Annotated in this window: 22 protein-coding genes and 1 pseudogene; 12 read left to right on the forward strand and 11 right to left on the reverse strand. The window is 73.4% G+C overall.

All coding sequences use genetic code 11. The annotated features are described in order from the left end of the window. Positions 1 to 4 precede the first annotated feature (4 nt). A complete protein-coding gene (locus ACZ60X_RS02655; RefSeq protein WP_469592433.1) occupies positions 5 to 838 on the reverse strand; it encodes a Nif3-like dinuclear metal center hexameric protein in 834 nt (277 codons plus the stop codon). A gap of 187 nt (positions 839 to 1,025) precedes the next feature. Here ACZ60X_RS02655 and ACZ60X_RS02660 point away from each other — a divergent pair. Next, positions 1,026 to 2,111: pseudogene (locus tag ACZ60X_RS02660) on the forward strand (hypothetical protein); the annotation flags it as partial. 615 nt (positions 2,112 to 2,726) lie between these two features. After that, the gene (locus tag ACZ60X_RS02665) at positions 2,727 to 2,885 is read left to right on the forward strand and encodes a hypothetical protein (protein WP_469592435.1); all 159 of its coding nucleotides are present in this window, start codon (positions 2,727 to 2,729) and stop codon (positions 2,883 to 2,885) included. Positions 2,886 to 2,943: 58 nt separating this feature from the next. Here ACZ60X_RS02665 and ACZ60X_RS02670 read toward each other — a convergent pair whose 3' ends face one another. From ACZ60X_RS02670 to ACZ60X_RS02680, 3 genes are read right to left on the reverse strand one after another with little or no spacing between them, the layout of a single operon-like run. Beyond that, on the reverse strand, positions 2,944 to 3,885 hold the full coding sequence (locus tag ACZ60X_RS02670) for a 3-oxoacyl-ACP reductase (RefSeq protein WP_469592437.1): 942 nt from the start codon (positions 3,883 to 3,885) through the stop codon (positions 2,944 to 2,946). A 10-nt stretch (positions 3,886 to 3,895) separates the two neighbouring features. Continuing rightward, positions 3,896 to 4,972, reverse strand: coding sequence for a Zn-dependent alcohol dehydrogenase (locus ACZ60X_RS02675; protein ID WP_469592440.1), 1,077 nt, complete (start codon positions 4,970 to 4,972; stop codon positions 3,896 to 3,898). Between the two features lie 31 nt (positions 4,973 to 5,003). Beyond that, on the reverse strand, positions 5,004 to 5,864 hold the full coding sequence (locus ACZ60X_RS02680; RefSeq protein ID WP_469592442.1) for a MaoC/PaaZ C-terminal domain-containing protein: 861 nt from the start codon (positions 5,862 to 5,864) through the stop codon (positions 5,004 to 5,006). 332 nt (positions 5,865 to 6,196) lie between these two features. On the opposite strand from ACZ60X_RS02680, the gene ACZ60X_RS02685 reads away from it, so the two are divergent. After that, positions 6,197 to 7,501, forward strand: coding sequence for a sensor histidine kinase (locus ACZ60X_RS02685; protein WP_469592444.1), 1,305 nt, complete (start codon positions 6,197 to 6,199; stop codon positions 7,499 to 7,501). On the opposite strand, the gene ACZ60X_RS02690 is transcribed toward ACZ60X_RS02685, so the two are convergent. Then, positions 7,479 to 9,065, reverse strand: a complete 1,587-nt coding sequence (locus tag ACZ60X_RS02690) for an alpha-L-arabinofuranosidase B (RefSeq protein ID WP_469592446.1) — start codon at positions 9,063 to 9,065, stop codon at positions 7,479 to 7,481. The two genes, ACZ60X_RS02685 and ACZ60X_RS02690, sit on opposite strands and share 23 nt — an antisense overlap. Positions 9,066 to 9,229: 164 nt before the next feature. Continuing rightward, positions 9,230 to 10,003, reverse strand: a complete 774-nt coding sequence (locus tag ACZ60X_RS02695; RefSeq protein WP_469592448.1) for a class I SAM-dependent methyltransferase — start codon at positions 10,001 to 10,003, stop codon at positions 9,230 to 9,232. Positions 10,004 to 10,837: 834 nt separating this feature from the next. On the opposite strand from ACZ60X_RS02695, the gene ACZ60X_RS02700 reads away from it, so the two are divergent. After that, entirely contained in the window at positions 10,838 to 11,479 is a 642-nt protein-coding gene (locus ACZ60X_RS02700) for a response regulator (RefSeq protein WP_469592450.1), read from the forward strand. A 52-nt stretch (positions 11,480 to 11,531) separates the two neighbouring features. Here the strand turns inward: ACZ60X_RS02700 and ACZ60X_RS02705 are convergent, their stop codons facing one another. Beyond that, positions 11,532 to 12,962, reverse strand: coding sequence for an MFS transporter (locus tag ACZ60X_RS02705; protein WP_469592452.1), 1,431 nt, complete (start codon positions 12,960 to 12,962; stop codon positions 11,532 to 11,534). Between the two features lie 271 nt (positions 12,963 to 13,233). Here ACZ60X_RS02705 and ACZ60X_RS02710 point away from each other — a divergent pair, with 271 nt between their 5' ends. The 7 genes from ACZ60X_RS02710 (at position 13,234) to ACZ60X_RS02740 (ending at position 19,966) form a co-directional block, all read left to right on the forward strand. Next, on the forward strand, positions 13,234 to 14,982 hold the full coding sequence (locus ACZ60X_RS02710) for an MFS transporter (protein WP_469592455.1): 1,749 nt from the start codon (positions 13,234 to 13,236) through the stop codon (positions 14,980 to 14,982). Positions 14,983 to 15,137: 155 nt separating this feature from the next. Continuing rightward, a complete protein-coding gene (locus tag ACZ60X_RS02715; RefSeq protein WP_469592457.1) occupies positions 15,138 to 15,791 on the forward strand; it encodes a class I SAM-dependent methyltransferase in 654 nt (217 codons plus the stop codon). A 95-nt stretch (positions 15,792 to 15,886) separates the two neighbouring features. Then, complete coding sequence (locus ACZ60X_RS02720; protein WP_469592459.1) at positions 15,887 to 16,414, forward strand: hypothetical protein; 528 nt, start codon at positions 15,887 to 15,889, stop codon at positions 16,412 to 16,414. Positions 16,415 to 16,719: 305 nt separating this feature from the next. Beyond that, the gene (locus ACZ60X_RS02725) at positions 16,720 to 16,872 is read left to right on the forward strand and encodes a hypothetical protein (protein ID WP_469592461.1); all 153 of its coding nucleotides are present in this window, start codon (positions 16,720 to 16,722) and stop codon (positions 16,870 to 16,872) included. Between the two features lie 105 nt (positions 16,873 to 16,977). Further along, positions 16,978 to 17,937: an N-acetylmuramoyl-L-alanine amidase gene (locus ACZ60X_RS02730; RefSeq protein WP_469592464.1), complete on the forward strand. Its 960-nt coding sequence runs from the start codon at positions 16,978 to 16,980 to the stop codon at positions 17,935 to 17,937. A 120-nt stretch (positions 17,938 to 18,057) separates the two neighbouring features. Next, the gene (locus ACZ60X_RS02735; protein ID WP_469592466.1) at positions 18,058 to 18,831 is read left to right on the forward strand and encodes a hypothetical protein; all 774 of its coding nucleotides are present in this window, start codon (positions 18,058 to 18,060) and stop codon (positions 18,829 to 18,831) included. A gap of 124 nt (positions 18,832 to 18,955) precedes the next feature. Next, on the forward strand, positions 18,956 to 19,966 hold the full coding sequence (locus ACZ60X_RS02740; protein WP_469592468.1) for an LLM class F420-dependent oxidoreductase: 1,011 nt from the start codon (positions 18,956 to 18,958) through the stop codon (positions 19,964 to 19,966). 15 nt (positions 19,967 to 19,981) lie between these two features. On the opposite strand, the gene ACZ60X_RS02745 is transcribed toward ACZ60X_RS02740, so the two are convergent. The 4 genes from ACZ60X_RS02745 to ACZ60X_RS02760 form a co-directional block, all read right to left on the reverse strand. Continuing rightward, positions 19,982 to 20,563, reverse strand: a complete 582-nt coding sequence (locus tag ACZ60X_RS02745; protein WP_469592471.1) for a hypothetical protein — start codon at positions 20,561 to 20,563, stop codon at positions 19,982 to 19,984. 130 nt (positions 20,564 to 20,693) lie between these two features. Next, the gene (locus tag ACZ60X_RS02750) at positions 20,694 to 21,764 is read right to left on the reverse strand and encodes a prenyltransferase/squalene oxidase repeat-containing protein (RefSeq protein WP_469592473.1); all 1,071 of its coding nucleotides are present in this window, start codon (positions 21,762 to 21,764) and stop codon (positions 20,694 to 20,696) included. Continuing rightward, a complete protein-coding gene (locus tag ACZ60X_RS02755) occupies positions 21,761 to 22,507 on the reverse strand; it encodes a class I SAM-dependent methyltransferase (RefSeq protein WP_469592475.1) in 747 nt (248 codons plus the stop codon). Before ACZ60X_RS02755 ends, ACZ60X_RS02750 begins: the two co-directional genes overlap by 4 nt. Then, entirely contained in the window at positions 22,501 to 23,934 is a 1,434-nt protein-coding gene (locus tag ACZ60X_RS02760; protein WP_469592477.1) for a glycosyltransferase family 4 protein, read from the reverse strand. The genes ACZ60X_RS02755 and ACZ60X_RS02760 overlap by 7 nt, the downstream gene beginning before the upstream one ends. A gap of 220 nt (positions 23,935 to 24,154) precedes the next feature. Here ACZ60X_RS02760 and ACZ60X_RS02765 point away from each other — a divergent pair, with 220 nt between their 5' ends. Further along, positions 24,155 to 24,796 (forward strand): TetR family transcriptional regulator, encoded by a 642-nt coding sequence (locus tag ACZ60X_RS02765; RefSeq protein WP_469592480.1) that lies wholly within the window; start codon positions 24,155 to 24,157, stop codon positions 24,794 to 24,796. Positions 24,797 to 24,818: the final 22 nt, after the last annotated feature.

Below are 24,818 nucleotides of genomic sequence, written 5' to 3' on the forward strand. Positions count from 1 at the left end.
GCTACTAGCGGGTGGTGGACGCCGCGTGGGCGGTCCAGGGGTCGGTGACCGTCGTGGAGACGTGGACGCGCAGGTCCCAGCCGTGACGGTCGGAGATCTCGTCGAGCTGGCTCGCGGCCAGCTCGCACCAGGGCCACTCGGTGGCCCAGTGCGCCGCGTCGAGCAGCGCGAGGGGGCTCGTCGCCACCGCCTCGGACGCCGGGTGGTGGCGCAGGTCCGCGGTGAGGAAGGCGTCGACGCCCGCCGCGCGGACCTGGTCGAAGAGGCTGTCGCCGGAGCCGCCGCTGACGGCGGCGGTGCGCACGAGGGCGTCGGGGTCGCCGGCCACGCGGATGCCCTGGGCGGTGGCGGGCAGCCGCTCGGCGGCCCGGGCGGCCAGCTCGCGCACGGTCAGGGGGTGGTCCAGCTCGCAGACCCGGCCGAGGCCCCGGCGGCCCGCCGGGTCGCCGGGGTCCGGCACGAGGGGCCCTACGACCCGCAGGTCCAGCGCGCCGGCGAGGGCGTCCGAGACGCCCGGGTCGGCCGTGTCGGCGTTGGTGTGGGCGACGTGCAGGGCGATGTCGTTCTTGATCAGCGTGTGCACGACGCGGCCCTTGAAGTGGGTCGCCGCCACCGTCGTCGTACCGCGCAGGTAGAGCGGGTGGTGGGTGACCAGCAGGTCGGCGCCGAGCTTCACCGCCTCGTCGACGGTCTCCCGCACGGGGTCGACGGCGAACAGGACCCGGGTGACCTCCTGGTCGGGGTCGCCCACGACCGTGCCGACCGCGTCCCAGGACTCGGCCCGCTCGGCGGGCCACAGGTTCTCCAGCGCGGCGATGACTTCAGACAGACGGGGCACGGGGCAAGGCTACCTGTCCGTCCGGCGCGGCCGTACCGCATGCGCCTGGGCTTGTCCCGGTCAGCACAAACGCCCCGATTTCCTCAGGTGAATCGCTTCTGCGCCACCCGTATGTGTGAAGCGGCCATCGGCCGGTCCCACGCCTGCGCGTGCGAAAACTAGCTTCGTCGCCGGAGGTGACCGAACCATGACGGCCTGTGCGATCGAACCCCCCTCGACGGGTGCGGAGGACGGCGGTACGGCCTGCGCGCTGACGGTGGACGGGGCGTACGCCGCCCGGCTCGCGAAGGCCGGCGAGTGCTGGTTCGCCGAGCGCTGGACGCTCGACGGTCCGGAGCCGTACGCGGTGCCGCTGCCCGGCAACCAGCCGGAGGAGCCCGGCACCGAGGTGCAGCCCCTCGCGGACGGCCGGGTGCTGATCCACCGGGTGATCGAGCGGCGGCACGTCTTCTCGCTGCTGTACCCGACCGGTCCCGGCACCGGCGAGCTGCCGCTGGGCGCCGTGGAGTGCGCCGAGCCGGGCACCCGGCTCAGGCTGCTGCCGCCCGCGCCGGGCGGCAGCAGGGCGTACGCCCTCGCCGTCGGCCCGCGCGCCAGCACCGTCTGGCTGGTGGCGGGCGGGTCCTTCGGCCCGGAGTGGCTCGCGGAGGTGCCGGGGCGCTGCTCGGGCGGGGTGTGGCTGGACCGCGCGGGGCGGATGCTGGCACTGGACCGGGCGCTGGGCGGGCCGGTCAAGACGGTGGTCGTGGACCTGGAGCGCGCCGAGGTCTCGCCGCTGCTGCAGATCACGGCCGGCAGCGACGACCGGCTGCTGCTCGCCGACCCCGACAGCGGACTGCTGCTCATCTCCTCCGACGCGCCCTCGCCGGGGCGGGAGCGGCTGGGCTGGGGCGTGCTCGGCAGCATGCTGCCGGTCCGCTTCCCGGAGTCCCTGCGGGTGCCGGACTGCGCGGTGACGCCGTTCGCGATCCAGCCGGGGCAGGTGCTGACCCCGGAGGGCTGCGCGGTGGCGCTGCGCCTCGACGGGCCGCTGGGCAGCTGGGTGGGCGTCTGGCGGCCGGCCGAGCGCCGGGTCAGCCACCTCCCGGCGCCCGAGGGCTGGCTGGCCGGCGCCGGGCTGTGGACGCACGACGGGGTGCTGCGGCTGCCGTACGCCACACCGCAGACCCCGTGCGGCGTGGCGGAGCTGACCGCACCCAGGGCGGCACCGGCCACGGAAGGGAGCACCGCCGCGGCCTGGAGGGACGCCGGCGGGGCGGACGCGACAGCCGGGGAAACGGGAGCCGTAGAGCGGGAGACCGCCCGTGCCCGGGAGGGCTCCGGCGGCGCGGACGCGAAGCCCGAGGAAACGCGGAGCGTAGAGCGGCACACCGCCGCGGCCTCCGGGGCCTCCGGCGCCGCAGGCGCGAGGCCCGAGGAAACGGGCGCCACGGAGCAACGCACCGCCGGGGTCTCCGACGCCGCAGGCGCGAGGCCCGGGGACGCGAGGGCCACGGAGCAAGACACCACCGCAGTCCGGGGGGACTCCGGCGGGGCGGACGCGAAGCCCGAGGAAACGGGGGCCGTGGAGCGGCACACCGCCGCGGCCTCCGGCGCCGCAGGCGCGAGGCCCGGGGAAGCGGGGGGTGCGGGTGCGGAGGGTCCGGTCGGGGACGGAACGGCTGCCGGGGCGCCGACGGAGCCGGGCCCTGCGGCACTCCTGGCGCCCGCGGCGGCGAGGGCTCCGGGCCTGGTGATGGCACGTCCGGTGCCGTTGCAGCAAGCGCCTCTGGGACGTCTTGTAACGAACTAGTGCCGGTTGGCGTGTGCGCCTGGATTCGGCCCGTGGTGTGCCGGTTACACTCGCCGGGCTGTACGAAAGATCATGTTGACGGGGTGAATTCTTCCGATGAGCGACACCAGCACCACCGAGCAGCTGTCTGCCGGCTCTCAGGAGGCGGTCGGCCACGGCCGGCACCGGGGCCCGGTCGCGGCCCAGGACAGTGAGACGGCTCCGCACGGGCGGCACCGCAAGCCGGCCGAGGAGGCCGCCGAGGCGGCTGCCTGACGGTCGTCAGGAGACAGGGGGCGCCCACCCGGGCGCCCCCTCTTCTTTTGCCCCTCCGTCACCCGCGCTTGAGGCCGAGCACCTCCGCCGCCGCGAACGTCTCCCCCGGCGGCCGGTCCGCGTAGTGCGGGGTGAGCAGCGCGTCGAGTTCGTCGTACGTGAACGTCTCCTGCTTGCTGTCGAACGCCGCCCGCACCCGCGGCCGTTCGACGATCGCGACCATGCCGCCGTGGACGACCAGCAGCTGGCCGTTGATCCGGCCGGCGGCCGGGGAGGCCAGGTAGCCGACGAGCGGGGAGACGTGTTCCGGGGCCAGCGGATCCAGCCCCTGCTCCGGCCGCCGGAAGCCCGCGAAGACGTCCTCGGTCATCCGGGTCCGGGCGCGCGGGCAGATGGCGTTGGCCGTGACGCCGTACTTGGCGAGGGCCAGGGCGGTGGAGGTGGTCAGACCGACGATTCCGCCCTTGGCGGCCGCGTAGTTGGGCTGGCCCGCGGAACCGGCGAGGAACGCCTCGGAGGAGGTGTTCACGATCCGCCCGTACACCCTCTCGCCGCCGGCCGCCTTGGACCGCTCCCGCCAGTGCGCGGCGGCGAACCGGGTGGTGTTGAAGTGGCCCTTCAGGTGGACCCGTATCACCGCGTCCCACTCGTCCTCGGTCATGGAGAAGACCATGCGGTCGCGCAGGATGCCGGCGTTGTTGACGAGGATGTCGAGCTTGCCGTACTCACCGATCGCCAGGTCCACGAGCCGGGCGGCTTCGGAGAAGTCGGCGACGTCGCCGGCGTGGGCGAGCGCCGTGCCGCCGGCCGCGCGGATCTCCTCGGCCACCGCTTCGGCGGGCCCGGCGGACGCCTCCCCGGCGCCGTCCCTCCCGGGCTGCCCGTAGTCGTTGACGACGACGGCGGCGCCGAGCCGGGCGAGTTCCAGGGCCTCGGCCCGGCCGAGCCCGCGTCCGGCGCCGGTGACGATCGCGGACATGCCCTCCAGTGGCAGTGTCATGGCGGGCGCCTCAGATCTCGATGCAGGTGCGCAGGGCGGCCCCGGTGCGCATCTGGTCCAGTGCCTCGTTGATCCCGGCCAGCGGCACCCGGTGGGTGATCAGGCCCGCCAGGTCGATCCGGCCGGCCCGCCACAGGGCGATCGCCCGCTCGTAGGAGCGCAGTACGTCCCCGCCGCCGTACAGGGACGGCAGGATGCGCTTCTCGTCGAAGAACAGCTCGAACATGTTGAGCTGGAGGAAGTCGTCCATGGCGCCCGCGCCGACCACGACGAGGGTGCCGCCGCGCCGGGTGTTCTCGTAGGCGGTGCGGGCGGTGGCGGACTTCCCGACGACCTCGAAGACGTAGTCGAAGCCCTCTCCGCCGGTGACCTGCTGCTTGGCGTCGGCCAGTCCGTCGGGGGACACGGCCTTCGTGGCGCCGAACCTGAGGGCGGCCTCGCGGCGCGAGGCGACCGGGTCCACGGCGACGATCTCGGCGGCGCCCTTCAGCCGCGCCCCCTGCACCGCCGAGACGCCGACGCCGCCGCAGCCGATGACGGCGACCGACGAACCGGCCCGTACGTCGGCGGTGTTGAGGGCGGCGCCGAGCCCGGTCGTGACCCCGCAGCCGATCAGGGCGGCGATGTCGAAGGGCACGTCCTCGGGGATGGGCACGGCACAGCCCGCGTCGACCACGACCTCCTCGGCGAAGGTACCGGTGCCCGCGAAGCCGAAGACGTCGCCGCTCGCGCGCCGGAAGTTGGGGGTGCCGGCGTTCATGAACCCGGCCAGGCACAGCTCGGTCTGGCCCCGCTTGCAGGCCGCGCAGGCCCCGCAGGCGGGCAGCCAGCAGATGACGACCCGATCGCCGGGCGTCAAGTCCCGTACACCCTCGCCGACTTCGAGGATCTCGCCGGCTCCCTCGTGGCCGGGCACGAACGGCGCGGGCTGCGGCAGCACCCCGCTCATGGCGGACAGGTCCGAGTGGCACAGCCCGGTGGCGCGCACCCGGACCCTGACCCTGCCGGGGCCGAAGCCGACGGCCTCGACGTCATCGTGGACTTCGAGCTTTTCCTGGCCGATCTCGTGCAGTACGGCTGCGCGCATGGTGCGGCTCTCCCCTCGACTACGGCCTGGATCAGGAGTGCTGGACGATGGTGTCGGTGAGGACCGGCGCGTCGTCGCGCTCGACCGCGCTCACGGCCGCCCGGACGGTGCCGCCCTCCCCCTGCCACATGCGGATGCGCAGGGTCTCGCCGGGGAAGACGACGCCGGCGAACCGGGTGGTGTACGCCCGTACCCGGCCCACGTCCCCGCCGAGCAGCGTGTCCACGACCGCCTTGAGCGTGATGCCGTAGGTGCACAGCCCGTGCAGGATGGGCCGGTCGAAGCCGGCGCTCTTGGCGAAGTCGGGGTCGGCGTGCAGCGGGTTCCAGTCGCCGCTGAGGCGGTAGAGCAGGGCCTGGTCCTCGCGGACGGGCCGCTCGACGGTCCGGTCGGGCTCGCCCGCGGGCGGTTCGAGACGATGGGCGGGGCCGCGCTCGCCGCCCCATCCGCCTTCTCCGCGTACGAAGATCTGGGCGTCGTTGGTCCACAGCGGCCCGCGGGCGTCGGCGACCTCCGTGCGCAGGACCAGGACGGCGGCCTTGCCCTTGTCCCAGACGGCGGCGAGCCGGTGGGTCGCGGTCGCGGTGCCCTCGGCCGGGATCGGCCGGTGGATCACCAGGCTCTGCCCGCCGTGCAGGACCCTCGCGAGGTCGACCTCCACACCGGGCATCGACAACCCGCTGATCACGCCGGGTGCGCCGGCGCCCGCGACGGTGGCGAAGCTCGGCAGGACGTGCAGCCGGGTCTCCAGGGTGTAGCGCAGCTCGTCGGGGTCGGTGGCGGGGACGCCGGCGCCGATGCCGAGGTGGTAGAGCTGGACGTCCTTCGTGGTCCAGGAGATCTCACCGGTCCGGGGCTCGGCCGCGAGGGCTCGGCTTGCGTCGATGGGCATACGGCTCCTGCCAGTGGCGGTTTCGAGACCCCGGCACGGCCGTCCGCACCGTCGGCCGCACCGAGGTCGCTACGGGCCGATCTAGAACGCGTTCCAGTCCGGCGCCCTCTGTATAGCCGAGCGCTCCCCACATGGGAAGGCTCCTGACGCCGTGTCAGGTATCGCCGCCGGTGACATTCGTACTGCCCCGTTCCGTACATACGCATCTGCCCGGACCTGGGCAGCGGTGCCATCATCGTGCTGACGGTAATGGCCGGGACCGTTCGGTTCGTACGCTGTGCCGTCGTAACCCCGCGCGGCGGGGACGATCTGACAACCGGGGGAACGGGAACATGACGGGGTTGCGGGGCATACGGCGCCGGCTCGGGCACTGGCAGGCGGCGCGGCTGGAATGGAAGGCGGAGCAGGAGCGCTGGAAGGCGGAGCGCGAGCGCTTCCAGGCCGCGCAGCGGGCCGCCCGGAAGAGCGGTGAGGTTCCGGCCGTCGACCATCCGGGCCCGCCGCCCACCGGGTTCTCGCTGCTGCCGTGGCTGCTCATGGGGATGGGGTCCTTCTCCAACCTCCTGCAGGGCCGGACCCCGAATCCGTGGATCGGCGGCCTGGGACTGCTGCTGTTCAACTCGCTCTACATCTACGTCACCTTCCGCTCCTTCGACCGCGCACGGCGCGAGGCGGTCTCCACCAGGGTCGCACTGGTGCTCATGGGCCTGCTGACCACGGGCCTGGCCGTGGGCTACGGCGGCAACTGGCTGATGTTCTTCCCGCTGCTCGGCCTCGCGACGGGCGCGGCGCTGCGCGGCCCGTGGCTGGGCCGGACGGGACTGCTGCTGACGGGGTACGCGGCCTGCGTCTCGGCCGTGCGCGGCGGCTGGGGCGACGCGACGAACATCGGCTACGCCACGTTCCTGTCCAGCATGGTCACCGCGGCGATCCTCGGCCTGTCGGAGGCGGTACGGGATCTGCGCACCGCCCGTGAGGAGCTGGCCCGGCGCGCGGTGGAGAAGGAGCGGCTGCGCTTCTCGCGGGATCTGCACGATCTGCTCGGGCACACGCTGTCGGTGATCGTGGTCAAGTCGGAGGCGGCCCGGCGGCTCGCCCCGCGCGACATGGACGCGGCGCTGGGGCAGATCACGGACATCGAGTCGGTGGGCCGGCAGGCGCTCACCGAGATCCGCGAGGCGGTGACCGGCTACCGCGAGGGAAGCCTGGCCACCGAGCTGGTCCGGGCCCGTTCGGCGCTGTCGGCGGCGAGTGTGGAGGCGGTGGTACGGCAGTCGGGGGCGCCGCTCGAACCGCAGACGGAGGCGCTGCTGAGCTGGGTGGTGCGCGAGGCGGTCACCAACGTGGTGCGGCACAGCGACGCGAGCCGCTGCGAGATCACCGTCGACAGCGGCGCCGAGCGGGCCCGGCTCGCCGTCACCGACAACGGCACCGGCAAGCCGGTCAGCCGGCCCCGGCCGGGCATCGGCGGCACGGGCCTGACGGGACTGACCGAGCGCCTCGCGGCGGCGGGCGGCTCCCTCACGGCCGGCCCGTCGCCGCGCGGCGGCTTCACCGTCACCGCCGAACTCCCGGTGGCGGCGGCCGAGTCGGCGGATGCGGCGGATGTCGCGGCTACGGCGCCCAGGGCGCGCTGACCGCCCAGCTGACGTCGTCGCTCCAGGACGTGCCGCTGTCCCAGGCGTTGGACCCGCCGTCGCTCGCCACGTAGAGGTTGTGGTCGTAGTGGCGCAGGTACTTCGTCGGGTAGTTGTACGAGGCGAACGAGGTGCCGGTGCCGCTCTTGCCGGTCGTCGGGCAGAACGTGGCGTCCTGCCGGAACTGGGCGGTGCCGTCCATGGGTTGCCGGTAGACGGTGAAGTTGTAGTGGCGCAGGTAGTCGCCCGGGTAGTTGCGGGACTCGAAGGAGACGCAGGAGCTGTCGGCGAGGCCCCTGCGGACGATCCAGGTGGCGTCGTTCTTGTCCAGGCCGGAGCTGCTGGAGGTGATGGAGGAGATGACGCCGGCGTTGTTCTGGTGGCGGACGTAGTCGCCGGTGCAGCAGGAGGTGGTCGCGCGCAGGGATGCCTCCGAGCCGGGGTTCAGCGTGCCGGTGCTGCCGGTCGCGCCGCCGTAGCCGACGGAGACGATGTCGGCCTGTACGGAGTCGTCGGCGGCGTCGGTCGGGATGCCGGAGGTCATCACGCCCTCGAAGAAGGACCCGATGGAGCCGTTGCTGTTGTCGCCGCCGGTGCCGAGGACGATGGCGCCCTCCTGATGCATCGGCGAGTATCCGCTCGCGGTCGGCTCACCGCCGGAATAGGTGGTGGTCAGCCCACCGGATTGGGCATTTCCCCATTTCAGCGCGAAATGATTCTGCCCGTTGTTCTTGAGCAGCGCGGTCACGAACGGCAGCGGTCCGGTCCCGGTGTTGGAGGAGTTCTTGCTGTATCCGGCGTCGGACTGGAACAGCCCGTTCTCCAGGTCGGCCTGCACCCAGGGGCCGGAGCCGTAGCAGGGCGAGAACCAGCACTCGGTGCCGAAGTTGATGGCGTCCATGTGCCCGTTGCCGGTGTCCTTGTTGTTCGTCTCGGCGTTGCCGTAGTCGAAGCAGCAGGCGCCGTTGACGCGGGTGCCGGAGGTCACCATGTACATCCCCTCGGCGGCGCCGTTGGTGGCCACGCCCGAGGTGGCGTCGTTGCGGTAGCCCATGCCGGCAGAGATCTCCAGGCCGTAGACCTGGTGGCCGCCGACGGTCACCGGCAGTGCGTCCGCGGGCGCCCCGACATCCGCCTTGCCGGCTCCGCCCGCGCCCTCGACCGTGAGGTCGTTGTGGCGCGAGGACTGGTCGTAGACCCTGGTGACGATGCAGGTCGTGCCGGAGCAGAAGGAGTCCTGGGCGGCGGCGTCGGCGTAGCCGCCGGCGGACAGCAGCCCGATGCCCCTGGTGGCTCCGTCCGAGGCGCGCCGCACCTGGTACAGCGCGCCGTCGTACGACGAGTACAGCGCCCGGACCATGCTGTGCGCGGCGACGCAGGGGGTGCCCGCGGCGGCGTAGATGTCGCAGGGCAGCGAACCCGCGGCGGCGGCCTGGGGTGCGCCGGTGCCGAGGAGGAGCGCGGCGAGGGTGGCGCAGACGGCGAGCACGGACAGGGCGGCGCGGCGCAGGCGCCGGGGGCGGGGCGGGGTCCCGGGCGGGACGTGGAGGGATCTCAGGAGCACGGTGCACCTCGGATTCGTCGTGTTCGGCATCTCGAACGTCGTTCGATCGATATCCCGAACCAATTCAACTGCTGAATTAGCGGGGGTTTTGGGAAATGCAGGGGCGATTGTTTGATCGACCTCCGAGGCCGTCAAGACCCGCCGCACGGAAATATGGGGTTTCTTTAAGCGACGGCCGCCCGCGCCATGAGCAACGGCTGGAAGAAACCCGTCTGTTCGGGCATCAGCCAGACGATGTCCGCGAATCCCTCGGCGGCGGCGAATCCGGCGAGCCGGTCCCGTCCGAGCGCCCAGTAGGCGGCCGACCGGACCCGCACCCGCCACTGCCCGCGCTCCGGGAGGAGTTGGAAGTGCTCCAGGTCGTACCGCTCGCCGTCCGCGCGCCAGTGCCACAGCTGGAAGGTGACGGTCCGGCCGGTGCCGTCGGCGGACTCGTGCACCTGCGGGGGCGTCGAATCCGGGCGCTCGCACAGCAGTTCGTCGTAGGCGCGGGTGCTGACGAGCAGCCGCCCGCCCGGACGCAGCACCCGGCGCATCTCGGCCAGCGCGGCCCGCACGTCCGCTTCGGTGAGCAGATGGGGCAGGGCGTTGTCGGCGCACACGACGGCGTCGAACCGACCGGCACGGAACGGCAGTTGCCGCATGTCCGCCACGGCGGTGGCCAGCTCCACCCCCATCGGCCCGGCCTCCCGCCCGGCCCTCGCGACAGCCCGGGCGCTGACATCGGTCCCGGTGACCCGGTGCCCCCGCAGCGCGAGCCCCAGCGCCTGCGTCCCGATGCCGCAGGCGCAGTCCAGCACGGCGGCACGCTCCAGGCCGAGCAGGGCGTCCAGGGCGGCACCCTGACGGCGCAGCGAAGCCTCCCAGTCCGGGTAGACGAGGTGGTAGTCCTCGGCCAGTTCGTCGTAGAAACGGGCCGTGGGCGCGGCGTCGGACATGCCGGAAGCGTAAGCGCTCCGTCGGCAGTGCCGCGATATGCCGTCGGGCGGGTGCCGGTCGCGCCCCGCGGCGGAACCGCTGATGCCACCGCCCCGCGCCCCTTCGGGTCACCGCCGAACCGCACCGGACTTCACCGAACCCACTGAGAGCGGGCGCGCCCCCGTCAACAGCTCCCACCACCCACCGACCGTCCCGGGCACGGCCATCACCGCCGACGCCGCCCCTGGCCACCCTGCCCCCACAGCACCCGGACACCCCCATCGGCCCCCGACGCCCCCCGTGCCCCCCCCGCAGCGCGAACCCCAGCACCCGCGCTCCCGCCACCCACCGACCAGCCCACCCACGACCCCGTGATGTGCGGGCCTGGAACGGGAGTTTGGCCACCGACCTGTTCGTCCGGACCACCCGGCAGGTGACGCCGACCACCGACGGCGAGCGCCCGCTGCCGTACGCGCCGGGCGCCGGCCGCGCAGGACGACCGCCCGCGGGCAGCCCGTTACCGCCGACGCCACCCCCTGGCCACCCTGCCCCCACAGCACCCGGACACCCCCATCGGCCCCCGACGCCCCCCGTGCCCCCCGCAGCGCGAACCCCAGCACCCGCGCTCCCGCCACCCACCGACCAGCCCACCCACGGCCGTTGCGGCCGGCCCTGCCCTCATCCGCCCGGTCCACCCGCCAGTCCGACGTCGGCATCGGGCTCCGACGACCAGGTGCCCCGCGGCCCGATCCCGCAGGCACGGTCCGGTACGGCCGCGCGCTCCGGCCGGGGCGCCGACCGGCTCACGCACCGCCGTTGCGGCCGGCCCCGGCCCACAGCCGTAGGCTGAGGACATGAACGAGATGTCCCCGGACGGCGGCCCCGCCGCGTCCATCCGGGTCCTGCTCGCCGAGGACCAGCGCATGATGCGCGGGGCCCTCGCGCTGCTGCTCGGGATGGAGGACGACATCGAGGTCGTCGCACAGGTCTCGCGGGGTGACGCGATCGTCGGGGAGGCGTTGCTGCACCGGCCGGACGTGGCCCTGCTGGACATCGAACTCCCGGGCGCCAGCGGGCTGGACGCGGCGGCCGGGCTGCGCGAGCGGGTGCCCGGGTGCCGGGTGCTGATCCTGACCACCTTCGGCCGGCCCGGCTATCTGCGCCGGGCCATGGAGGCAGGGGCGGCGGGGTTCCTCGTCAAGGACGGGCCGGTGGAGGACCTGGCCGTGGCGATCCGGCGCGTGCTCGCCGGCGACACCGTGGTCGATCCCGCGCTCGCCGCCGCCGCGCTCAGCGCCGGGCCGAATCCGCTGACGGCCCGCGAGTGCGACGTGCTGACGGCGTCGGCGGACGGGGCGACGGTCGCCGACATCGCCGGCCGGCTGCGTCTGTCGGAGTCCACCGTCCGGAACTACCTGTCCTCGGCGATCGGCAAGACGGGCACCCGCAACCGGGCCGAGGCGGTGCGGGAGGCCCGGCAGCAGGGGTGGCTGTGAGCCAAGGGGCGCCGAGCACTGACGCCCCTGGAGGTGCGGCGGGCGCGCCGCCTCAGCCCCGGGGCGTCGCGGGGACCTTCCGGGGCAGCCACAGCAGCATCACCACCGCCCCGGCCAGCAGCACCGCCGCACTGGTCCGGAAGGCGGCCGCGTAGCCGTGCGTCAGCGCCTCGGGGCCGTGGCCGCCGCCCGTCCCGGCCGCGGCGACCGTCGACATCACGGCGAGCCCGAGCGAACCGCCCATCGTGCGCGAGGTGTTGATCAGCCCTGACACCACACCGGCCTCACCCGGCGCCGCACCCGACGTGGCCAGGGAGGCGAGCGGCGTCGCCGCCAGACCCGCGCCGAGCATCATCAGGATCCCCGGGAACATGATCGCGGTGACGTACGTCTCGTGCGCGCTCATCGTCGACTGCCAGCCGAAGCCGGCCGCCGCCACCAGCGTCCCGAGCGTCGCCACGGTCCGCGCGCCCGCCACCCGCATCAGGCGCGGCGCCGCCTTGGAGCCGGCGACCACGGACAGCGAGCTGGGGACCAGGGCGAGACCTGCCTGGAGCGGCGAGTAGCCGAGGACGTTCTGGGCGTAGAGCGTCATGAAGTACCACATGCAGAACATGGCCGAGCCGGAGAGGAACATCACCGCGTTCGCCGAGGCGACCGAGCGCGTCCGGAGCAGGCCGAGCGGCATCAGCGGAGCCGTCGTACGCGCCTCGACCAGCAGGAACAGGGCGATGAGCGCCAGACCGGCGAGCAGCGGCAGCAGGGTGGCGGCGGCCGTCCAGCCCTTCGCCTCCGTCTGCGAGATGCCGTAGGCGAGGGTCGCGAGGCCCGCGGTGACCAGGAGCGCACCGGGCAGGTCCAGGCGCCGTCCGTCGCCGGCCCGGCTCTCGCTGAGCCAGACCACCGAGCCGGCCAGCACCAGCGCGCCCACCGGCACGTTGATCAGCAGCACCCAGCGCCAGTCCAGCACGTCCACGAGGACGCCGCCGACCAGCCCGCCCGCGGCCCCGCCGCCCGCGCCGACCGCGGTCCAGGTCGCTATCGCCCGCGCCCGCGCCGCCCCCTCCGGCACCGCGGCCGTCAGCAGGGTCAGCGTCGAGGGGGCCAGCACCGCCGCGCCGAGCCCCTGCACGGCCCGTGCCAGCAGCAGCTGCCAGCCGGCCTGGGCGAGGCCGCCGCTCAGCGAGGCCAGGGTGAACAGGCCGAGGCCGACCAGGAACATCCGCTTGCGCCCGTACAGGTCACCGGCCCGGCCGCCCAGCAGCATGAACCCGGCGAAGGCGATGGCGTACGCGTTCACCACCCACTGCAGGCCGGACGGGGTCAGGCCGAGGCCGGTGCGCATGGACGGCAGGGCGACGTTCACCACCGACACGTCGAGGACGACCAGGAACTGTCCGGCGCAGGCGAGCGCCACGACCAGCCACGTGGGAGCGGTCGTACGACGGGATATGAGAGATGGGGTGCCGGCCGTTTCGAGCATGGACGCCATGCTCGCAGCCCGGCCGCGGTCCCGGCATCGGCATTTCGGACCACCGGGCGTGGACCGTCCGTCCTAGACCGCGCGCAGAGCCGTGACCACCCCGCGCCGGGACGCGAACCGCTCCGGCACCGCCACGCCCGCCCGCCGGACCTGACCTTTCGTCAGTAACCCATGAGTCGGTCAAGGATTCATTAGGGGCTCGAAGCAACGGAATAGTTGCCTGTGCATACGAGGTTTACCCGGCACTTATGCTCACGGGAGGCCTCACTCAATGACCCACACGACGACCGACCAGCCGCCCCGGCAGGCGAACGGGGCCGTGGTCCCGGTGCTCGCCTTCGCGGGCATCGTCGTCGCGGTGATGCAGACGCTGCTCGTGCCGGTCATCAAGGACCTGCCGCAGCTGCTGAGCACCGCGCCCAGCAACGCCACCTGGGTCCTGACCTCGACCCTGCTGTCCGGTGCCGTCGCCACCCCGATCATGGGCCGCCTCGGCGACCTGTACGGCAAGCGGAAGATGCTGATCCTCTCCCTCGCCGTCATGGTGGTCGGCGCCCTGATCAGCGCGCTCACCAGCCAGCTGCTCACCATGATCGTCGGCCGTACCCTGCAGGGCTTCGCCATGGGCGCGATCCCGCTCGGCATCGGCCTGATGCGCGACATGCTGCCCCGCGAGAAGCTCGGCTCGGCCATGGCCCTGATGAGTTCCTCGATAGGCGTGGGCGGCGGCCTCGCGCTGCCCGCCGCCGCCCTGGTCGCGCAGCACACGAACTGGCACGCCCTGTTCTACGGCGCCGCCGGCCTCGGCGTGCTCGCCATCGCTCTGACCCTCCTCACGGTGCCCGAGTCCCCGATGCGCGCCGCGGGCACCTTCGACCTGACCGGCGCGCTCGGCCTGTCCGCCGGCCTGGTGCTGCTCCTGCTGCCGATCACCAAGGGCAGCGACTGGGGCTGGTCCTCCGGCACCACGCTCGGCCTGTTCGGCGCCTCCGTCGTCGTGCTCCTCCTGTGGGGTCTGTTCGAACTGCGCAGCCAGGCGCCCCTGGTGGACCTGCGCACCACCGCACGCCCCGCCGTGCTCTTCACGAACCTCGCCTCGATCATGGTCGGCGTCGCGTTCTACGTCGTCTCGCTCGTCCTGCCCCAGCTGCTGCAGCTGCCCGCCGCCACCGGCTACGGCCTCGGCCAGTCCATGGTCGTCGCGGGTCTGTGCGTGGCCCCGCTGGGTCTGACGATGATGTTCACGGCGCCGGTCTACGCCCGGCTGTCCGCGCGCTACGGCCCGAAGACCACCCTCATCCTCGGCCTGCTGATCATCGCGATCGGCTACGGCGGCGGCCTCGGCCTGATGGACGCGGCCTGGCAGACGATCGTCACGTCCGTCATCCTCGGCGCGGGCATCGGCCTGGCCTACTCCTCGCTGCCCGCCCTGATCGTCGGCGCCGTCCCCGCCTCGGAGACCGGCGCGGCCAACGGCCTGAACACGCTGATGCGCTCCATCGGCACGTCGGTGTCGAGCGCCGTCATCGGCATGGTGCTGGCCAACACGGCGAAGAACGTCGGCGGGGTCGCGATCCCCACCATGCACGGCTTCCGGGTCTCCTTCCTCATCGCCACGGCCGCCGTCGCGCTCGGGCTGCTGATGGCCCTGTTCCTGCCGAAGGCCGGCCGCCCGGCTCAGCAGCAGCACACGCAGCTGCGGGCCAGCAGCGAGGAGGACGCGGTGCTGGAGCGGGCCGAGGAGGTGCTGCGGGGGTTCCGTGGGCGTGTGCTCGACGCCGGCGGGGTGCCCGTGGCCCGTGCGAAGGTCACGCTGATCGACCGGCGCGGGCGGCAGGCGGGCACGACGGTGTCCGAGACCGACGGCACGTACGTGCTCGCAGTGCCGGGTTCCGGTGCGTATGTGCTGGCCGCGAGGGCGCCGGGGTACGGTCCGCTCGCCTCTTCCGCCACACACTCGGGTGACGAGCGGGCTGTCGAGCTGGATCTTTCGCTGCCGGGGGAGGTCGTGAGCGCCTGACGGCTCGAGGGGTGCTGTTCGGTTCGCGGCTGACCCGCCGTCGTGGTTTCTCGCGCCGTTCCCCGCGCCTTGGTTTACGCACCCCCGTCCACAGGTGACCGGGGGGTGCGGCAGCATGGGCGGCCGGAAACGTCGTACGAACCGGAAGGCCCCCCATGCCCGCTCCCTCCCCCAAGCCCGAGATCCTGGCCGCGTTCGAGGCGGCCAAGGGGTTCATGCCCGTGGACGAGGGGCTGGCGCTGTACGGCGCGGCCGTGGAGGCCGGCGGGCTGGGGCTGCCGCTGCTGGAGGTCGGGACGTACTGCGGGCGGTCCACCGTGCTGCTCGCCGACGCGGCCCGCGCGGCCGGGGTCAGCGCGCTGACCGTCGACCACCACCGGGGCAGCGAGGAGCAGCAGCCGGGGTGGGACTACCACGACCCGGAGACCGTGGACCCCGAGATCGGGCTGATGGACACGCTGCCCGCCTTCCGCCGCACGCTGTTCAGGGCGGGCCTGGAGGAGCACGTCGTCGCCCTCGTGGGCCGCTCCCCGCAGGTCGCGGCGCTGTGGAACTCCCCGCTCGGCCTCGTCTTCATCGACGGCGGCCACACCGACGAGCACGCGAGCGCCGACTACGAGGGCTGGGCGCCGCACGTCGCCGAGGGCGGCCTCCTCGTCATCCACGACGTCTTCCCCGACCCCGAGGACGAGTTCACGGGACAGGCGCCGTACCGCGTGTATGTGCGGGCCCTGGCGTCCGGGGCGTTCGAGGAGGTCTCCGTCACCGGCTCGCTCCGGGTCCTGCGGCGAACGCGCGCGGGGATCTGAGGCGCCGGCTTCTTCACGTTCCGGCAACGACGGCGCCTTCACCTCCCGCACCTGCCACAGTTTCTCCATCAGTTCGCGCCACTTCTGGGGGAATCGTGCGCCGCACCGTCTCCGCCGCCGTCCTGTTCGCCGGCCTGCCGCTCACCGCCTGCGCCGCGACGGCGGCCTCCCGGGCGACTCCGGCCGTCACGGTGACGCGCACCGTGCCGGCCCCGGAGTCGCCCAGCCCGTCGCCCTCGGCCGCCGGCCACACGACGGCACCGCCCGCACCGGCCACGACGGCCGTCGCGGTGCGCACGGCGTCCCCGCCGGCTGCGCGCCCCCACCTGACCAACGCCTCGGCGGTGGTCGCGCAGTACTACCAGGACATCACCGATCACGACTACGGAGCCGCGTGGGCGCTCGGCGGCTCCCACATCGCGGGCACGACCTACGACCGGTGGGTGGCCGGGTTCGGCACCACCGAGCGCATCACCCTCGGCACCGTCAGCGAGTTCGGGGCGTCCCGCGTCCACGCCGTGCTGTACGCCGCCCAGACCGACGGCACCCTCAGGACGTACGCCGGCGACTACACCGTCGCCGACGGCGTCCTCGTCGGCGCCTCGATCAGCCGGACCGGCTGAACCTGCCGGGATTTCCGGACGATCGGGGGGCAGGGTGCTTCAGACGATCTTCACGGTGGCGGCGATGCCGATGGTCGCCTTCGCCGGGCGGCTCGTGCTCGGGGCGGTATGGACGGTGCGGCTGCATCGGCACGGTGTGCGCACCACCGGAGCCGTGGTCTCCGTCTGGGAGGACACCGACCGCGACGGGCCGCCCCAGCTGCGCGGGCGTCGGGTTCGACCGCCCGGACGGCCGACACGAGTGGTTCCACGTCCCGGCTCGCCGCCGGGACGGCACGCTGCACGGTGCCGGAGACCGCCTCCCGGTGGTCTACGACGTACACGACCGGCTGCAGGCGCGGGTGCTCCCGGACCGGTCGCCCCGCCTGCTGGTGGCGGCCGGAGTCATGGCCGCGCTCGCGCTCGGCGCCGTCGGCTTCGCCTGCCTGCCGGCCGCGGAGGCGTTCGCCGGCGCCTGACCCCACCGGGGCGGACGGACGGGCGCAAGGGGCGGTTGCACGGCGTCACCCATAGGGCCGTCCTGAACCGCATGGACGTCCCGGACGGCCGCTAGGGTGGCAGACGTGTCGTACACAGGCCCGGAATTCGAAACCCCGCAGCCCCGTCGGCCCCGGCGCGGCCCGCTGACCGTGGCGCTCGCCGCGCTGGTGCCCGGTGCGCTGCTCGGCTGGGGGGTGTACGAGGCCGTGGGGAGCGGCGGCTCGGACCGTACCGCTTCCGCCGCGTCGGCCTCCCACGGTTCGCGCCCCTCTGCCGCGCTCTCCTCGCCCTCCGGCTCCTCGGCCTCCCCCGGCTCCGCCGCCCCCTCGGACGACGGCAAGTCAGCCGCCGGCGGGTCCGCCGGGCCGCTCAGCGGGAAGGTGGTCGTCATCGACCCCGGGCACAACCCGGGCAACTTCCAGCACACCACCGAGATCAATCAGCAGGTCGACATCGGGACGAACCGCAAGGAGTGCGACACCACCGGCACGTCCACCGACGACGGGTACACCGAGGCCCGCTTCACCCTCGACGTCGCGCACCGGCTGCGCGCGCTGCTGGAGCAGCAGGGTGCCACCGTCAAGCTGACCCATGACGGGAACAGCCCAGCCTGGGGGCCGTGCGTCGACGACCGGGCCCGGTTCGGGAACGCGGCCCACGCCGCCGCGGCGATCTCCATCCACGCCGACGGCGCCGCCGAGGGCGAGCGCGGCTTCCACGTGATCCTGCCGGGGTCCGTGCACGCCGGTGCCGCCGACACCCGGCCCATCCTCGGCCCCTCCAAGGACCTCGGCACGCGCATCGCGGGCAACTTCCTGCGCGACACCGGCGAGCCGCCGTCCAACTACGTAGGCGACGGTACCGGTCTCGTCACGCGTACGGACCTCGGTGGTCTCAATCTGTCAACAGTTCCCAAGGTGTTCATCGAGTGCGGCAACATGCGCGATAGCAAGGACGCGGCACTGCTGACCAGCGGAGCCTGGCGGCAGAAGGCGGCGCAAGGGATGTCTGACGGAATCGTGAGTTTCCTGCGCGAGTCGTGACCGGCGGGCGGATACGGCCGGACGGCCGGATCTTGCGGGCGGTAGTGTCTACCGACGACGAGAGACGACCTTACGAAGGACCCTGAAGTGAATATCCGCTCCCTCACTAGAGGCGACGGCGTGGTGATCGGAGCAGCGGTGGTGCTGTTCATCGCGTCGTTCCTCGACCTCTACAGCATCTCCGGCTACGGCGGCTCCCTGAGCCGGAACGCGTGGGACAACCTGGGCGACGGCCTGGGTATTTACATGGGTGCGGTCATCGGTGCCGTCCTCATCGTCGTCAACCGCTGCCTGCCGCAGCCGCGCAAGGTGCTCGGGCTCGACCTGGGCCAGGCCGGCACCGGCATCACGGTTCTGGCGGCCTGGTCGCTGCTGTGGACGCTCATCGGCCTGGACAGCGGCCTGAGCGCCGGCGCCGGGCTCGTCCTCGGCCTGATCGCGGCCCTCGTCCTCGCCGGCGGCGCCATCGCCACCCCGCTCGTCCCCGCCCTCCAGGTGGCTCTCGTCCCGGCGCCGAAGCCGGTCGCCCCGCAGCCCTACGGCGCCCAGCCGCCCGGCGGTTACGGCTACCCCGGCGCCCCGGGCGCGGGGGCGCCGTACGGCGCCCAGCCGCAGCCGGGACAGCCGTTCGGGCAGCAGCAGCCGCCCGCCGCCACGCAGGGTGCCGCTCCGGCGGCCGCGCCGGCGGCCCCCGGGGACTTCTCGCCGTTCTGGTTCGCCGTGCCGGTGACGCGTCCGCTGTTCGGTGAGGACGGTTCGCCGAACCCGATCGCCGAACTCGCGCCGGGCACCTGGTACCTGGCCGTCGAGCAGCGCGGTGCCGCGCTGGTGGCGCAGACCCAGGACGGCCGCAGGGGCGTCCTGCAGGACACCTCCGGCATCCAGCGCGGCTGAGCCCCGCGCGCCGCGGACCTCCGGCCCCTCGCCCTTCCGGGCGGGGGGCCGTTGTCGTACCCTCGGCTGCGCGCAAGGGAATTGACGCAGCGTCAGAAACTGGGGCGGGGAAGGCAGGTGGCGTATGCGGCTCGGTCTCGCGCTCGGGTACTGGGGACGCGGTCCGGACGCCGGGCACGTGCCGCTCGCCGTCGAGGCGGAGCGGCTCGGCTACGACTCGGTGTGGACGGCGGAGTCCTGGGGCTCGGACGCCTTCACCCCGCTCACCTGGATCGCGGCCCACACGTCGACGATCAGGCTCGGCACGGGCGTTGCCCAGATGGCCGCACGCTCCCCGGCCGCCACCGCGATGCACGCCCTCACCCTGGACCACCTCTCCGGCGGCCGGATGATGCTCGGTCTCGGGCTGTCCGGGCCGCAGGTGGTCGAGGGCTGGTACGGCCGCCCCTTCCCGGCCTCGCCGCTGACCGCGACCCGGGAGTACGTGGACGTCGTACGGCAAGTGCTGCGCAGGAAGGGGCCGGTGACGGTGGACGGGCGGTTCCACGGCCTGCCGTACCGGGGGCCGGACGGCACCGGGCTCGGCCGGCCGCTGAAGCCGATCACGCATCCGCTGCGGCCCGACCTGCCCGTGCTGCTCGGCGCCGAGGGGCCACGGAACGTGGCGCAGACGATCCGGATCGCCGACGGCTGGCTGCCGCTGTACTGGGCGCCGAACCGGCCCGAGGTGTACGGGGAGGCGGTGCGCGGGCTGCCCGAGGGGTTCATGGTGGCGCCGCTGGCCCAGGTGCGGGTCTGCGACGACGTGGCCGAGGGCCTGCTGCCGGTGAAGGCCATGCTCGGCTTCTACATCGGGGGCATGGGGCACGCGGCCCGCAACTTCCACGCCGACCTGATGGCGCGTATGGGATACGGGGAGCAGGCCCGGCGGATCCAGGAGCTGTTCCTCGCCGGGCGGCGCGAGGAGGCCGTCCTGGCGGTGCCGGACGCCTTCGCCGACGAGATCTCGCTGGTCGGCCCGCGGGAGCGCATCGCCGAACGGCTTCAGGCGTGGCGGGCGGGCCCGGTGACGGACCTGCTGGCCGTGTCACCGGACCCGCGCACCCTCAGGGTGCTGGCGGAGCTGAACTCCTGACCGCCTGGTGGGGCACTAGCTGCCGTGGGCGAGCTGGGAGGCCGAGGGGGTCTGGTCCTTGACCGGGGCTCCGGCGCCGGCGCCCGCGCCCTTGACCTTGTTGATCGTGTCGTTGAACGAGCTGACCGCGCCGGCGTCGCCGTTCTTGAGCTTGGCCGGCAGGTTCTTCAGCGCCTCGATGCCCGAGCTGAGCGGCGCGAGCGCCTTGGCGAGTTTGGGGTCGCCCTGGGCGTTGCGCTCGGCGGCCTTGAGGCGGTTGTAGGTGAAGGTGCCGGCCAGCGCGGCCTTGACCAGGGCCGTCTTGCGGCCGTGGGCGCCCTTCTTGAACTTGCCCGCCTTCCAGGGCTTCACGATCCACTGGTAGGTCGCGCCCGCCGCGAGGCCCGCGTTGGCCACGAACCGGGTCTTGGCGAACTTCTGGCGTTCCGCCGACGTCGTCGGGCTGGGGTTGGCGGCGGCGGGCACTGCCTGGACCGCCGCGGTGTCCTTCGTGTCCTTCGTGCTGGTGTTCTCGCCGGTGCCGCAGGCCGTGGTCGCGGCCAGCAGGGCGGTGCAGAGCGTGAGCGCCACGAAGAGGCGCCGTATCGGTACGGGCACGGGGTCCTCCGGACGGTTGCGCCGAGTTTGTGCTTCCCCTGGCAGAGTGGCCCCGTCCGCCGGGGTGCGCCACTCGGGAGGGCGACGGCGCCGTTCGGCGCCGTCGCCGTCCGCGGGTTCGCCTACCGGCTCAGCCGCAGCAGTCCGCGTCCAGGCCCCTCGGCAGCTGGTCGCCCCCGAAGACCGCGCACGTCGCCTCGTGGCCGCCCAGCGCCGCCACCGCGAGCAGCAGGGAGCCCGCCGTCCAGGTGGTCAGCTCCCGGGGCCAGATGGCGTCGTCCTCGAAGACGTAGCCGGTCCAGTACAGGCCGCTGTCGGGATCGCGCAGGTGCTGGATGGACTGCAGGATCGTCAGGGCGCGGTCCGACTCGCCCACCGCCCACAGGGCGAGGGCCAGCTCGCTGGACTCACCGCCGGTGACCCAGGGGTTGGGGACCACGCAGCGCACGCCGACGTCCGGTACGACGAAGCGGTCCCAGGACCCGGCGATGCGGGCCCTGGCCTCCTCGCCGGTGAGCGCGCCGCCGAGGACGGGGTAGTACCAGTCCATCGAGTAGCGGTCCTTGTCGAGGAAGCGGTCCGGGTGGCGGCGGATCGCGTGGCGCAGCGCGCCGACCGCCAACTCCCACTCCGGCTGCGGCTCTTCACGCTGTTCGGCGATGGCGAGGGCGCAGCGCAGCGCGTGGTGGACCGAGGAGCTGCCGGTGAGCAGGGCGTCGGCGGTGGGCGTGCCGTCGTCGTCGCGCCGCCAGCCGATCTGACCGCCGGGCTGCTGGAGCCGCAGCACCCATTCCACGGCCGCGTGGACGGTGGGCCACATGCGGTCCAGGAACGTGTCGTCGCCGGTGGACAGGTAGTGGTGCCAGACGCCGACGGCTATGTAGGCGACGAAGTTGGACTCGCGGCCGCGGTCGGTGACGTCGTCGTGGGCGCCGTCGGCGTAGGCGGCGTACCAGGAGCCGTCCTCGTTCTGGTGCCGGGCGAGCCAGTCGTACGCCCGCTCGGCCGCGGCGTGCTCGCCGGCCGCGTCCAGGGCCATCGCGGCCTCGGTGTGGTCCCAGGGGTCCAGGTGGTGGCCGCGGAACCACGGTATGGCGCCGTCCTCCCGCTGCCCGGCGAGGATGCCCCGGACGGTCGCGGCGGCCTGCTCGGCGGTGAGGACCCCGGGCAGGACGAGGTGTTCTGTCCGGGGAGTGGTCACCGGGCGGCCGCCTCGTCGGACAGGCGCGGCAGGTGGGGCTTGGTGGCGTACAGGACGAAGCTCTTGCCGATGACCGGGTTCAGCGCCTGCTCGGCGACCCGGGTGGCCAGCGGCTTCTTCATGATGTCCCAGACCAGCAGCTTGTGGTACGCCCGCACCGGCAGCGCCTTGTCGTTGTCGACGCCGAACGCGCACTTCAGCCACCAGTACGGCGAGTGCAGCGCGTGCGCGTGGTGGCTGCCGTACGGCTTGAGGCCGGCCTCGCGGACCTTCGCCGTCAGTTCGTCGGCCTTGTAGATGCGGATGTGGCCGCCCTCGACCTCGTGGTAGGCGTCGGACAGCGCCCAGCAGACCTTCTCCGGGCCGTAGCGGGGCACGGTGATGGCGATCCGGCCGCCGGGCCTGAGCACCCGCACCATCTCCGCCAGCACGCCCTTGTCGTCGGGGATGTGCTCCATCACCTCGGAGATGATGACGACGTCGAAGGACTCGTCGGGGAAGGGCAGGGCCAGGGCGTCGCCCTCCATGGCCGTGGCGGTGGCGCCCCGCGGTGCCTCGCCGGCCTCCTTCATCGCCGCGAACCACTTGGCGACCTCGCGGATCTCGTCGCCGTTCTGGTCGAGGGCCACGACCTGGGCGCCGCGCCGGTAACACTCGAAGGCGTGCCGGCCGGCCCCGCAGCCGAGGTCCAGGACACGGTCGCCGGGGGCGAGCGGGAACCGGGAGAAGTCGACGGTCAGCACGTGGCCCTGCTTTCGGTGTAGACGCCTGTTGCTGCGGCCGCGGGGCGGCCGTCGGGGTGCGGCTGCTCGGCCTGCGGCGAGGTGTGCGGCTCGGTCTGCGGGGTGCGACGGGAGCCGCGCGAGGCCGCGATGGCCTCGCGGTACCGGGCCACCGTGCCCTCGGCGGCGCGGGCCCAGGTGAAGTGCGCGAGCACCCGCTCCCGGCCGGCCCGGCCGAGCCGGGCGCGCAAGGCCGGGTCGCCGAGCAGCCGTACGAGCCCGGCGGCCAGCGCGCCCGCGTCCCCCGTCGGTACGGCCAGGCAGGTCTCGCCGTCGCGGCCCGCGACCTCGGGGATGGCGCCGCCGGTCGTGGCGACCAGCGGGGTGCCGGTGGCCATGGCCTCGGCGGCGGGCAGCGAGAAGCCCTCGTACAGCGAGGGCACGCAGGCGACCTCGGCCGAGCGGATCAGGTCGACCAGCTCGGCGTCGGAGATGCCCTTGACGAACTCGACGGCGCCCGCGAGGCCGTACCGCTCGATCGCGGCCGCGACCGGGCCCTCCTCGGGGCGCTTGCCGACGACGACGAGATGGGCGGCCGGGTGCTCGGTGCGCACCTTGGCGAGCGCCTCCACGAGGAAGACGAGGCCCTTGAGCGGCACGTCGGCGCTGGAGGTGGTGACGATCCGGCCGGGCACCTCGGGCACGGCCGGATTCGGCGAGAACAGATCGGTGTCGGCGCCGATGTGGACCACGTGGACGCGCTCCTCGCGGACGCCGAGGTGGTCCACGATCTCCTGCCGGGAGGTGCCGGAGACGGTGAGGACGGAGGGCAGCCGTCGGGCGACGCGCTTCTGCATCCGGGTGAAGGCGTACCAGCGCCGCACGGAGTACCGCCGCTGCCAGCCCTCGGCCGCGTCCAGCTCCAACTGCCGGTCGACGGTGATGGGATGGTGGATGGTGGTGACCAGGGGTGCGCCGATGTCCCCCAACAGCCCGTACCCCAGGGTCTGGTTGTCGTGGACGACGTCGAACTCGCCGCGCCGGGCCCGCAGATGACGGCGGGCGCGCAGGGAGAACGTCAGCGGCTCGGGGAACCCGCCGGTCCACATGGTCGCGACTTCCACACCGTCGATCCAGTCCCGGTACTCGCCCCGCCCGGGGGTGCGGAAGGGGTCGGGCTGGCGGTACAGGTCCAGGCTCGGCAGTTCGGTGAGGGCGAGCCGGCCGGCGTGGTCCTCGACCTCGTCGAGCACGGGGTACGGCTGCGCGCCGATGACCTCGACCCGGTGTCCGAGGCGGGCCAGCTCCCGCGAGAGGTGCCGTACGTAGACGCCCTGGCCGCCGCAGAACGGGTTCCCTTTATAGGTGAGGAGCGCGATGTCGAGCGGTCGCCCGCCGTCAGCCGCGGGACCCTCCTGGGCACCCGCGGCACGGGCCTCAGCGGTCACTCCGTGCCCCCTTCTGCCTGCGCTGTCCCGCGAGACTACGCCGGGACGCTAATCTAGAACAAGTTTCAGACTTGATCGTTCAAGAGGCTCTGAATCTACCGGCAGGTAGGGGCGCTGGGAGCAGTGGATCAGGTGATTCACGCCACGGCGGACCGCCCTGTCATGCTGTTTGATCACGTGCCCTACAGACGCCCTCACCGACTGTCACGGAACGGGACCCATGCCTGCGGAACCCAAGCTGGAAGCCGGTACGGTCCGGCCCTCGCCTGCGCCCTCGTCCCCGCTCACCGAGCGGCAGGAGGCCCGCCGTCGCAGGATCCTGCACGCGAGCGCCCAGCTGGCGAGCCGGGGCGGTTTCGACGCCGTGCAGATGCGCGAGGTCGCCGAGTCCTCCCAGGTCGCCCTCGGCACCCTGTACCGCTACTTCCCCTCCAAGATCCACCTGCTGGTGGCGACGATGCAGGACCAGCTGGCGCACATGCACGGCACCCTGCGCAAGAAGCCCCCGGCGGGCGACACCGCGGCCGAGCGCGTCGCCGAGACGCTGATGCGCGCCTTCCGCGCCCTGCAGCGCGAGCCGCACCTGGCCGACGCGATGGTCCGGGCCCTGACGTTCGCCGACCGCAGCGTCTCGCCGGAGGTCGACCAGGTCTCCCGCCAGACGACGCTGATCATCCTGGACGCGATGGGCCTGGAGAACCCCACCCCCGAACAGCTCTCGGCGGTCCGGGTCATCGAGCACACCTGGCACTCGGCCCTCATCACCTGGCTCTCCGGCCGCGCCTCCATCGCGCAGGTGAAGATCGACATCGAGACGGTGTGCCGGCTGATCGACCTGACGGAGCCGGGCGCGGACTCCTGACCACCCCGGCACCCACCGTCGC

The organism is Streptomyces sp. NPDC104106, assembly GCF_055584345.1.